This window comes from Gaiella sp. (assembly GCF_057140465.1).
On record NZ_DBNHWK010000014.1, the window covers coordinates 1 to 10507 of the forward strand.

The following is a 10507-nucleotide window of genomic DNA, read 5'->3' on the forward strand; positions in this document are numbered from 1 at the left end:
CCCGCCAGCACCTGCCAGTCGGCGTCCGGCGCGTGGAGGAGCGCCTGCCGGAAGTCGGGGCCGACGAGCCCCGCGACGAGCGCCGGCACGGCCTCCCCCTCGACGATCTCGTCGGTCGTCCTCGTCCGGAGGTGACGCCGCACGCGGTACCGCTGCCGCCGGCGCACGACCACCGGGTCGATCGTCAGCTTCCGGGGCCCCTCCTCCGTGCGGTGGCGCGGGTTGCTGAGCGTCGCGCCGGTCAGCCGGTCCCCCGCCACGAGGTCGGCGACGAGGTCGGCGAGCGCGCTCACGCGTCGGGCTCGACGACCGCGCACACGCGATGCCCGATCGTCACGGCCTGCCCGACCTCGACCGAGAGGTCGCGGACGAGGCCGGCGCGGGGCGCCGCGATCTCGTTCTCCATCTTCATCGCCTCCACGACGCAGATCACCTGGCCGGGCTCGACCTCGTCGCCCTCGGCGACCTCCACCTTGAGCACCGTGCCCTGCATCGGGCTGAGGACGTCGCCGAAGCCGCCGAGCCCGCTGCGCGCCGCACGATCCCGCCGCCGACGCGCGAGCTCCGCCCACGGCGGCTCCGTCACGCGCAGTGCCACGTCGTACGCGCGACCGTCGACCTCGACGCCGACGAGCCGCGCCCGCGTCGGCAGCGCGCCCGCGCCGTTGTCGGACGGCCGGACGACGGACGGGCGCTCGTCGAGCTCCGCCGCGCGCGCCGCGAGCTCGGGCGACTCGACGACGCCGTGGCACGTCTCCCCGGCCACGAAGCATGGGTGCTCGAGCAACGCTCGGTGGAAGCCGAGCAGCGTCGGCGGGCCCTCGATCGTGAACTCCGCGAGCGCACGCAGCATGCGCCGTCGCGCGCGTTCGCGGTCGGTGTCGTGCACGATCAGCTTCGCGATCATCGGGTCGTACAGCTCCGAGATCTCGTCCCCCGCCCGCACGCCCGAGTCGACCCTGACGCCCGGCCCGGCGGGCTCCCGGTAGGCGGTGACGAGGCCCGGGGCGGGCCGGAACCCGTGTGCCACGTCCTCCGCGTTGATCCGGCACTCGAACGCGTGCCCGCGCAGGCGCACGTCCTCCTGGCCGATCGTGAGCGGCTTCCCCATCGCGATCAGCACCTGCTCGCGGACGAGGTCGAGCCCGGTCACGAGCTCGGTCACCGTGTGCTCGACCTGGATGCGCGTGTTCATCTCCATGAAGAAGTAGTCGCCGTCGGCCGTGAGCAGCCCCTCGATCGTCCCCGCCGAGCGATAGCCGGCGGCCCGCGCGGCCTCGACGGCGATTGCGCCGATCCGCGCGCGCAGCTCGTCGTCGACGGCGGGGGACGGCGTCTCCTCGACGAGCTTCTGGTGGCGACGCTGGATCGTGCACTCGCGCTCGCCGAGGTGGATCACGGTGCCGTGGGCGTCGGCGAGCACTTGCACCTCGACGTGACGGGGGTCGACGAGGTACCGCTCCGCGTACACGGCGGCGTCGGCGAAGTACTTCTCGCCCTCCCGGGTCGCGGACTCGAAGGCGCGCTCCGCCTCGTCCGGCGCGGTGACGAGCTTCATCCCCTTGCCGCCGCCGCCGGCCGCGGCCTTCACGATCAGCGGGTAGCCGATCTCGGCCGCGAGCGCGAGCAGTGCGTCGGCGTCCCGCAGCGGCTCCGTCGCTCCCGGGATGATCGGGACGCCCGCCTCGCGCATCGCCCGACGGGCGGCCGTCTTCGATCCCATCAGCTCGATTGCGGCGGGCGGTGGCCCGATCCACGTCAGGCCCGCGTCCTCGACCATGCGTGCGAACGCCGCGTTCTCGGCGAGGAATCCGTAGCCCGGGTGCACGGCTTCGGCGCCGGCGCGGAGCGCGGCGTCGACGATCACGTCGCCTCGCAGGTAGCTCTCCGCCGCCGGCCCGGGGCCGATCAGGTACGCCTCGTCGGCCGCCTCGACGTGCGCGCGGCCGCGGTCGGCCTCCGAGAAGACCGCGACGCATCCGATGTCGAGCTCGCGCAGCGTCCGGAAGACGCGGATCGCGATCTCCCCGCGGTTGGCGACGAGGACTTTGCCGAAGCCCGCCATGACGCAGCGTATTCTCTCCGACAGTGACGCTTCCCGACCAGCTGACCGTCGCGCGCGCCTTTGCCGTCCCCGTCGTCGTCGTGCTGTTCGCCTGGGACTTCCCGAACCACGCCTACTGGGCGACGCTCGTCTTCGCGCTCGCGATGGCGACCGACCAGGTCGACGGCTGGCTCGCCCGGCGCTGGAACCAGACCTCCGCGTTCGGCTCGCTGCTCGACCCGATCGCCGACAAGGTGCTCGTGATGGCCGCCGTCGTGATGCTCGTCGGCGAGGGCGTCGTCCCCGCCTGGATGGTGGCGGCGATCGTGGCGCGCGAGATCGCGGTCTCGGGCCTGCGGCTGGCGGCGATCGAGCGCCGCGTCGTGATGGGCGCGCGCGACCTGGGCAAGCTGAAGACGTGGGCGCAGGCGGTCGCGGTGACCGTCGGAGGGATCGCCGCCGGCGGCGCCTGGAGCGACGGCATCGCGTGGTGGACGATGCTCGTCGCCGTCATCCTCACCTGGGTGAGCGGGCTCGACTACGCGCGCGTCGCGCCGAGCGTGCTCCGCGGCGAGCGCGCCTGAGCGGCGCTCGTCACGGGGTCGCCGCCCGCCGCCTCGAGCCTCGCCGCCCGCTGCCACACGCTGCCGTCGTCGCCGCGGGCGGGCGCGACGTCGAGTCCCGCCTCCGCGACCGCACGGCGCACGGCTGCGAGCACCGGGGCGTCGGCAGTCGGATGCAGCTCGAGCTCCACGCGGGTCAGCCTACAGCGGCAGGAGCCGGGCCGCCGTCGCCTTGAAGGACGCGACGACGACGTCGCCGGCGGTGATCCCGAGGCGGTCGACCGAGGCCGTCGTCACCTCGGCCGTGATCGGGCCGACGCGCACGCGCGCCCGGTTGCCGAGCGGAACGACCGACGCGACCGTCGCCTGCACGTGGTTGATGGCGGAGTCGTCGGGCGCGAGGCGCGACAGCGAGACCTCCCAGGGGAAGACGGCGACGGCGACCCGCCCCGCCGCCGCGTCGGTCGAGAACACGACGCCGCCGGCGTCGAGCGTGACCTCCGTGAGGCCGCTCGCACCCGGTCGCGCGACGCCCTCGAGGAGGGACGCGCCGGCGAACGTCGCGACGAACGGGTCGTCGGGGGCGGCGACGAGGTCGGCCGCCGTGCCGACCTGCAGGACACGGCCGTCGACGAGCACGCCGATCCGCTCCGCGAGCGTCGCCGCGTCCTCGAAGTCGTGGGTGACGAGGAGCGTCGGCAGGCCGAGGTCGCCGAGGAGCTCGTGGAGCTCGGCGCGCACGCCGAGGCGCGTGTGGGCGTCGAGCGCCGACAGCGGCTCGTCGAGGAGGAGCACCTCCGGGTCCCGGGCGAGCGCACGGGCGATCGCAACGCGCTGCCGCTCGCCCCCCGAGAGGTCGCGCGGGTGTGCAGAGGCGAGGTGCGCGATCCGCAGGCGCTCGAGGAGCGCGCCCGCGCGGGACGGCTCGGCCGCCCCGAACGCGACGTTCTGGTCGACGCGGAGGTGCGGGAAGAGCGCGTAGTCCTGGAACACGAAGCCGACCCGCCGCCGCTCCGGCGGCACGTCCACGCCGTGCTCCGTGTCGAGCCAGACGGCGTCGTCGAGGCCGATCCGTCCCCGCGACGGACGCACGAGGCCCGCGATCGCGCGCAGCACGGTGGTCTTCCCCGCGCCGGAGGGCCCGACGAGGGCGACCGTACCGCCGACCTCGAGCGTCAGCTCGAGAGCGAACGCGCGGAGAGGGGTGCGGACGTCGACGGTGAGCGTGCCCATCGCGGGAGCGCCTTGGTGACGAGGAGGATCACGATGCTGGCGAGGACGAGGAGGGCGCCGAGCGCGAGGGCGACCTCGAAGTCCTGGTCGAGTGCGGCGTAGATGGCGAGCGGCATCGTCTGCGTGACGCCCGGGAGGCTGCCGGCGAACATGATCGTGGCGCCGAACTCGCCGAGGCCCCGAGCGAACGAGAGCGTCGCACCGGTGCCGAGGCTGCCGAGTGCGAGCGGCAGGAAGACACGGCCGAAGACCCGCGGGGCGCCGGCGCCGAGGGTGCGGGCGGCGTCGACGAGCTGCGGGTCGACGCTCTCGAACCCGGTGATCGCGGCCCGGACGTAGAACGGGCTCGACACGAAGCAGACGGCGAGCACGACGGCCGCCTCCGTGAACGGGATCGTGATCCCGAGGGCCTCGAGCTCGCCCCCGAGGAGCCCGGTGCGCCCGAACGCGGCGAGGAGGGCGACGCCGGCGACCGCGGGCGGGAGCACGAGCGGGAGCTCGAGCACCGACACGACGACGTCGCGTCCGCGGAACCGCCGTGTCGCCAGCAGGTACGCGGCGGGTGTCCCGACGAGCACGACGAGCGCCTGGGCGATCACGTTCGCCTCGAGCGTCACCCACAGGGCCTCGCGCGCGGTCTCGCTGCCGAGCTGCGCGAGGAGCTCGCCGGGAGGGACACGGAGGAAGAGCGCCGCGAGCGGGATGCCGAGGAACGCGACGGCGAGCCCGAGCGAGGCCCAGAGCAGGATCGCGAACGCCCTCATCCGGCGCTCCGCGTGAACCCGGCCTCGGCGAGCAGGCGCTGCCCCTCGGCGCCCGTGAGGCGGGCGACGAAGGCCTCGGCTGCAGCCGTGTCGCCGCCGTCGACGGGCGCCGCGAGGTAGACGATGCGCGGCTGCACGGCGTCGGGGACGGCGATCGTCTCGACGTCGTCGCGGGCGATGCGGGCGTCGGTCGCGTACACGATCCCGGCGTCGACCTCGCCGAGGGCGACCTTCGCGACGACGGCGCTCACCGACTCCTCGAAGCTGACGACGTTGGCGAGGGCGGCGTCGAGCACGCCTGCCGCCGCGAGCGCCTCCCGCGCGTAGTCGCCCGCGGGGACGCCCTCGCCGGCGAGCACGAGCCGCACGCCCGGACGCGCGACGTCGGCGAACTCCCGGATGTCGGTGCCGCGCCCGCCCGGAACGACCACCACGAGCCGGTTGGAGGCGAAGGCGGTCGGGGCGGCGACCAGCCTCTCTTCGGCGAGGCCGTCCATGGCGCGGGTGCCGGCCGCGACGTAGACGTCGGCGGCGGCGCCCTCGCGGATCTGGGTCGCGAGCGTGTCCGACCCGGCGAAGACGTACTCGGCGTTCGGGTCGACGGCGGGGAGGGCGTCACGGAGCGACGACGCCGCGAACACGCGCAGCGCACCGTCACCGCCGCACGAGGTCGCGAGGAGCGCCGCGAGCGCGGCGACCGCGAGGACGGCCGCTGCCCTCACCGCTCGACCATCACGCTCGTCGCCTTGACGACGCCGGCGGCGCCGTCGCCCGGCTTCAGCCCGAGCTCCTCCACCGCCTCTCGGGTGACGATGGCGACGACGCGGGCGGGCTCGGTGACGTCGATCTCGACCCTCGCGAGCAGGCCGTCGACCTCGACCGAGCGCACGACGCCCCGGAAGTGGTTCCGCGCCGTGATCCGGTCTCCCCCGTCGGGCCCGCGCAGCCGCGCGATCTCCGAGGTGGGAACGAGCCGGCGGTTCGCGGCGTCGCGCTCGACGCGGATCTTCCCGGCCCGGTCCCAGCGGCGGAGCGTGTCGAGCGAGATCCCGAGCGCGCGGGCGGCCTCGGCGGCGGATACGAAATCCCTAGGCATTGCCTATGCAAGTATACGACGCCCGCTTGACGCCTGTGGGCTCCGTCGTCTCCGGAGGCCCCGGCGAGGCGTCCCCGGCCGCCCGCGTTCCGCGCCTCGAGGGGCCCCTCGCCTACGACCGCATGCGGCGGGAGTAGTCCCAGCTCGAGACCTCGACCGGGTCGAGGCGGAGCACGACCTCGGGGCTCGTCCGCCCGAGCAGCCACCGCGCGAAGGAGCCCTCCGTGCCGCCGAGGTAGCGGCCGACGAGCTCCGCGAGCGTCGCGAGGCCCTCGTCGGGCTCGATCGTGACCCGCGCGCGGCCGCGCACCCCACGATACGGCGGACGCTCGCCGGCGACCTCGAACGCGCAGCGCGGCTCGTGCTCGAGCGCCCGGACGAGCGAGCTCGACCGCTGCGTCGCACAGACGAGCTCGCCGTCGCGGCGTGCGAACCAGAGGGAGACGACGATCGGCCAGCCCGACGGCGCGACGCAGGCGAGGCGCAGCGGGATCACCGCCTCGTCGAGGAACGCGGCGATCCCCTCCCGGTCGAGCGGGCCGGAGATCCGCGCATGCGCGAACGCCATGCGGCGAGGCTACTCGAGCTTCCGGCCGCCGTCACGTCGCGCGTACGATCGGCCGATGCGCACCGTCGAGATCGACGGCCCGGAGGCGTTCCTGGAGCGCGCGAGCCCCCTCCTGCTCGCCGACGAGGCGCGGCACAACCTGATGCTCGGGATCGGCGCGCTCCTCGTCGACACGCCCGACTACTACCCCGAGGCGAGGTTCTGGGTCGTCGAGGAGCGCGGCCAGCCGCTCGGGGCCGCGTTGCGCACGCCCCCGCACAACCTGCTGGTCGCACAGCCGGCGCGTGCCGACGCCGTGCCGGCGCTCGTCTCCGCGATCGAGGACGATCCGCCCGGCGTGACCGGCGGTCTGCCCGAGGCCGAGGACGTCGCCTCGGCGTGGGTCGCCGCGCACGGCGGCCGCTGGGCGCCGCGGATGGCGATGCGGATCCACGCCCTGCGCGCAGTGCGGACACGCGGGAACGCGAGCGGCGGGATGCGCACGGCGGGCACCGCCGACCGCGAGCTCGCGATCGCCTGGTGGCACGCGTTCGCCGACGAGGCGCTCGAAGGGCACCGCGCGGAGCGAGGACGCGAGGCCGTGAGCGTCGATCACCGCCTCTCCGACCCCGACTGCGGGATCCGGCTCTGGGTCGACGGAGGGGAGGTCGTGTCGCTCGCCGCATACGGGGGCCCGACGCCGAACGGGATCCGCATCGGCCCCGTGTACACGCCGCCCGGGCTCCGGGGCCGCGGCTACGCCACCTCCCTCGTCGCGACCCTCTCGGAGGAGCTCCTCGCCGGAGGGCGGCGCTTCTGCTTCCTCTACACCGACCTCGCGAACCCGACGTCGAACCGGATCTACGCGCGCATCGGCTACGAGCCCGTCTGCGACTCGACCGAGATCACGTTCACTGCGTAGCCGTCAGAGCGGGATGTTCCCGTGCTTGCGCTTCGGCGACGGCTCGCGCTTCGTGAGCGTCGTCTCGAGGCCGGAGATCAGCATCGGGCGCGTCCGCCTCGGCTCGATCACGTCGTCGACGTAACCGCGCTCGGCGGCGGTGTACGGGTTCGCGAAGCGCTCCTTGTAGTCGGCGATCAGCTCCGCCCGCCGCGCATCGGGGTCGGCGGCCGCCTCGAGCTCGGCGCGGAACACGATGTTGACGGCGCCCTCCGGCCCCATCACCGCGACCTCGGCGGTCGGCCAGGCGAGGTTCAGGTCGGCCCGGATGTGCTTCGAGCTCATGACGTCGTAGGCGCCGCCGTAGGCCTTGCGGGTGATCACCGTCAGCTTCGGCACCGTCGCCTCGGCGTACGCGTAGAGGAGCTTGGCGCCGTGACGGATGATGCCGCCCCACTCCTGCGCCGTTCCTGGGAGGAACCCCGGGACGTCGACGAAGGTGACGAGGGGGACGTTGAACGCGTCGCACGTGCGGACGAAGCGCGCCGCCTTCACGGAGGCGTCGATGTCGAGCACGCCGGCGAGCGTGTGCGGCTGGTTGCCGACGATCCCGACGGCGTGCCCGCCGAGCCGCGCGAACCCGCAGACGATGTTCTCCGCCCAGTGCGGCTGGATCTCGAGGAACGCGCCGTCGTCGACGACCGCCTCGATCACGTGGTGCATGTCGTAGGGCTTGTTCGGCGCGTCGGGGATGAGCACGTCCAGCTCCGGGCTCTCGCGGTCGGCGGGGTCGGACGGCGCCGCGTACGGCGGCGACTCGAGGTTGTTCTGGGGGAGGAACGTGAGCAGGTAGCGGGCGTCCTCCAGGCACGCCTCCTCGTCGGGCGCGGTGAGATGGGCGACGCCGGACTTCGACGCGTGCGCGGTCGCCCCGCCCAGCTCCTCGAAGGAGACCGTCTCGCCCGTGACCGTCTTCACCACGTCGGGGCCGGTGATGAACATGTACGACGTCTCCTCGACCATCAGCGTGAAGTCGGTGATCGCAGGCGAGTAGACGGCGCCCCCGGCGCACGGCCCCATCACGAGCGAGACCTGCGGCACGACGCCCGAGGCCTGGACGTTCCGCCAGAAGATCTCCGCGTACCCGCCGAGCGAGACGACGCCCTCCTGGATGCGGGCGCCGCCCGAGTCGTTGATGCCGACCACCGGGCATCCGTACGTCACCGCCATGTCCATCACCTTGCAGACCTTCTCCGCGAAGACCTCGGACAGCGAGCCCCCGAACACGGTGAAGTCCTGCGAGAAGACGAAGACCTTCCGCCCGAACACCGTCCCGTAGCCCGTGACGACAGCGTCGCCCCACGGCCGGTTCTCGGCCATGCCGAAGTTCGTCTCGCGATGGCGCACGAAACGGTCGAGCTCGACGAACGACCCCGGGTCGAGCAGCTTCTCGATCCGCTCGCGCGCGAGGAGCTTGCCGCGCTCGCGCTGGCGCGCGATCGCCTTCTCGGCACCGGCGTGCGCGGCGGCCTCGCTCAGCTCGGTGAGCCAGCGCAGCTTCGACTCGGTCGAGTCGTGTGTCGCCATGCGCTGGAGCCTAGTCGGTCGGCGAGGCCGTGTCCGAAGTGGACGAGGAGACGATCCCGGGGGTCCTCCAACCTCCTCCCCACGGCTCGAGCCTATCGCGCCCACACCCCGACGATCGTCACGCCCCTGCACCGCATCTGCACCGACTCCGTCGCTCCCCCCGCTCGTCCGCGGGACTACAGTCGCACCGTGGGCACCACGGTCGACCACTCGACGAACTGGCCGCACGAGAACGGAGAGCCGGCCCGCTTCTCGTACGCTCGCACCGCACACCCGGCCGGCGTCGCCTGCGAGGAGGCGCTCGGCGCCCTCGACGGTGGGCGCGCGCTGCTCTTCCCATCGGGGATGGCCGCCGCCACGACCGCCCTGCTCACGCTGGCACGCCCCGGCGCGACGGTGGCCCTCGCCGAAGGCGCGTACTACGGCCATCACCTGCTGCTCCACCAACTGGCGCCCTGGGGCATCGACTGCGTCGAGTTCGACCAGACCGGCCCCCCGCCGCCCGCCGACCTCGTCCTCGTCGAGTCACCCGCGAACCCGTTGCTGACGATGCCCGACTTCGCTGCGGTGGCGGCGCACCCGGCGCCGGTCGTCTGCGACGCGACGGTCGCCTCGCCGCTCCGGGTGCGACCGCTCGACCACGGGTGCGACCTCGCGCTGCACTCGGCGACGAAAGTGCTCTCGGGCCACGACGACGCGCTCGCCGGGGTGCTCGTGACACGCGACGACGACCTCTACGAGCGGCTCCTGGCGATGCGCTCCCGGACCGGCATCGTTGCCTCCGCCGACACGGCGTGGCGCGTCCACCGCCGCCTCGCAACCCTCGAGGAGCGGCTCACCCGGCAGGAGGCGACCGCACGCTTCCTCGTCGAGCGCCTCCACGCGCACCCCGCCGTGCAGACGGTTCGCTACCCCGGCTTCTCGTTCCTGATCTCGTTCGACGTCGCCGACGGCGAGGCCGCCCATCGCGTGGAGCGGTCGCTGGGAACGATCGTGAACGCGACGAGCCTCGGCGGCGTGCGGTCGAAGCTCGAGGCGAGGCAGCGCTGGGAGGGCGACCGCTGCCCGCCGGGGCTCCTCAGGCTCTCCGTCGGACTCGAGGACGCGGACGAGCTCTGGAGCGATCTCGAACAGGCGCTCGAGAACCGTCTGATCGCAAGTCCCGACGGCCCCGCGCCCTGAGCGTCTCCGTCGATCAGCCTCTACCGATCTCCCCGGAGAGACGAGCGGAGCGGCATCCCACCGGCGACACCCGTCGAGAAGAGCGGCCGGTGATCACCGCGCGTCCACCGGACGAGCAGCGCCGCGATCGCGAGGGCCGCGAGAACGGTGCCGAGCGCCCGGATCGCGTACGGCGCAGCTCGGGGACGAGAGCACCAGGCGACCCGCATCCAGCGTCAACCGCTCGCGCTCCCCCTATGACTGCGCGAGCGGATCGGCATGGGCACGGGGCGCTTCTGGGGCGCGGACAGACACTTCGGATTCGGTAGTCCGGGCGCCACGGGTGCGTCGCCGTGCCGCACACCTCGTGCTCTCTCCCCCGATCACGCCGCCGTTGCCCGGAGGAAAGAGTCGACCGCGGTCGATGTCAGCGAGCAGCCGTGCACCTTCGAACGAGGAAGACGAGTCGACGACGGCGAAATCAGACATCGTCCAACACCCTTCACAAGGAGCCCGGATGCCCGGATCGCGTCTTGCCCCGTTCACGGGAGTGCTGTTCGTCGTGTTGTACGTCGCGGCGTGGATGGTGATGCGCACTCCGAGCGACACCG

The 10507-nt window shown here is 73.5% G+C and carries 11 protein-coding genes and 1 pseudogene; 3 read left to right on the forward strand and 9 right to left on the reverse strand.

Going from position 1 to position 10507, the window contains the following annotated elements; translation table 11 throughout:
• A pseudogene (locus tag AC162C_RS01425) lies at nucleotides 1-293 on the reverse strand (hypothetical protein); the annotation flags it as partial.
• Nucleotides 290-2065 carry an acetyl/propionyl/methylcrotonyl-CoA carboxylase subunit alpha gene (locus AC162C_RS01430; protein ID WP_484095997.1) on the reverse strand — a complete coding sequence of 592 codons (1776 nt, stop codon included), beginning with the start codon at nucleotides 2063-2065 and terminating at the stop codon, nucleotides 290-292. The pseudogene AC162C_RS01425 and the gene AC162C_RS01430, both read right to left, overlap by 4 nt.
• A 23-nt stretch (nucleotides 2066-2088) precedes the next feature.
• Between AC162C_RS01430 and pgsA the strand changes: the two genes are divergently transcribed.
• Complete coding sequence (pgsA, locus tag AC162C_RS01435) at nucleotides 2089-2628, forward strand: CDP-diacylglycerol--glycerol-3-phosphate 3-phosphatidyltransferase (RefSeq protein ID WP_462974049.1); 540 nt, start codon at nucleotides 2089-2091, stop codon at nucleotides 2626-2628.
• Here the strand turns inward: pgsA and AC162C_RS01440 are convergent.
• The 6 genes from AC162C_RS01440 to AC162C_RS01465 all read right to left on the reverse strand — a co-directional run bounded on the left by AC162C_RS01440 (nucleotide 2583) and on the right by AC162C_RS01465 (nucleotide 6268).
• Entirely contained in the window at nucleotides 2583-2798 is a 216-nt protein-coding gene (locus tag AC162C_RS01440; protein WP_484095998.1) for a hypothetical protein, read from the reverse strand. The two genes, pgsA and AC162C_RS01440, sit on opposite strands and share 46 nt — an antisense overlap.
• A 10-nt stretch (nucleotides 2799-2808) precedes the next feature.
• Nucleotides 2809-3840 (reverse strand): ABC transporter ATP-binding protein, encoded by a 1032-nt coding sequence (locus tag AC162C_RS01445; RefSeq protein ID WP_484095999.1) that lies wholly within the window; start codon nucleotides 3838-3840, stop codon nucleotides 2809-2811.
• The gene (locus AC162C_RS01450; RefSeq protein WP_462974052.1) at nucleotides 3783-4604 is read right to left on the reverse strand and encodes an ABC transporter permease; all 822 of its coding nucleotides are present in this window, start codon (nucleotides 4602-4604) and stop codon (nucleotides 3783-3785) included. Before AC162C_RS01450 ends, AC162C_RS01445 begins: the two co-directional genes overlap by 58 nt.
• Nucleotides 4601-5326, reverse strand: a complete 726-nt coding sequence (gene modA, locus AC162C_RS01455; protein ID WP_484096000.1) for a molybdate ABC transporter substrate-binding protein — start codon at nucleotides 5324-5326, stop codon at nucleotides 4601-4603. Before modA ends, AC162C_RS01450 begins: the two co-directional genes overlap by 4 nt.
• Entirely contained in the window at nucleotides 5323-5700 is a 378-nt protein-coding gene (locus AC162C_RS01460) for a TOBE domain-containing protein (RefSeq protein WP_462974054.1), read from the reverse strand. Before AC162C_RS01460 ends, modA begins: the two co-directional genes overlap by 4 nt.
• Nucleotides 5701-5812: 112 nt before the next feature.
• A complete protein-coding gene (locus AC162C_RS01465; protein ID WP_484096001.1) occupies nucleotides 5813-6268 on the reverse strand; it encodes a pyridoxamine 5'-phosphate oxidase family protein in 456 nt (151 codons plus the stop codon).
• 55 nt (nucleotides 6269-6323) lie between these two features.
• Here AC162C_RS01465 and AC162C_RS01470 point away from each other — a divergent pair, with 55 nt between their 5' ends.
• On the forward strand, nucleotides 6324-7169 hold the full coding sequence (locus AC162C_RS01470; protein ID WP_484096002.1) for a GNAT family N-acetyltransferase: 846 nt from the start codon (nucleotides 6324-6326) through the stop codon (nucleotides 7167-7169).
• A 3-nt stretch (nucleotides 7170-7172) separates the two neighbouring features.
• Here the strand turns inward: AC162C_RS01470 and AC162C_RS01475 are convergent, their stop codons facing one another.
• Nucleotides 7173-8735 carry an acyl-CoA carboxylase subunit beta gene (locus AC162C_RS01475; RefSeq protein ID WP_484096003.1) on the reverse strand — a complete coding sequence of 521 codons (1563 nt, stop codon included), beginning with the start codon at nucleotides 8733-8735 and terminating at the stop codon, nucleotides 7173-7175.
• 189 nt (nucleotides 8736-8924) lie between these two features.
• On the opposite strand from AC162C_RS01475, the gene AC162C_RS01480 reads away from it, so the two are divergent.
• Nucleotides 8925-9917, forward strand: coding sequence for a PLP-dependent transferase (locus tag AC162C_RS01480; protein ID WP_484096004.1), 993 nt, complete (start codon nucleotides 8925-8927; stop codon nucleotides 9915-9917).
• The last annotated feature ends 590 nt before the right edge of the window (nucleotides 9918-10507 follow it).

Coding starts and splice junctions, on each gene's coding strand:
- AC162C_RS01470 (WP_484096002.1), top strand. CDS start 6,324: ATGCGCACCGTCGAGATCGACGGCCCGGAGGCGTTCCTGGAGCGCGCG.
- AC162C_RS01475 (WP_484096003.1), bottom strand. CDS start 8,735: ATGGCGACACACGACTCGACCGAGTCGAAGCTGCGCTGGCTCACCGAG.
- AC162C_RS01430 (WP_484095997.1), bottom strand. CDS start 2,065: ATGGCGGGCTTCGGCAAAGTCCTCGTCGCCAACCGCGGGGAGATCGCG.
- AC162C_RS01460 (WP_462974054.1), bottom strand. CDS start 5,700: ATGCCTAGGGATTTCGTATCCGCCGCCGAGGCCGCCCGCGCGCTCGGG.
- AC162C_RS01450 (WP_462974052.1), bottom strand. CDS start 4,604: ATGAGGGCGTTCGCGATCCTGCTCTGGGCCTCGCTCGGGCTCGCCGTC.
- AC162C_RS01445 (WP_484095999.1), bottom strand. CDS start 3,840: ATGGGCACGCTCACCGTCGACGTCCGCACCCCTCTCCGCGCGTTCGCT.
- AC162C_RS01465 (WP_484096001.1), bottom strand. CDS start 6,268: ATGGCGTTCGCGCATGCGCGGATCTCCGGCCCGCTCGACCGGGAGGGG.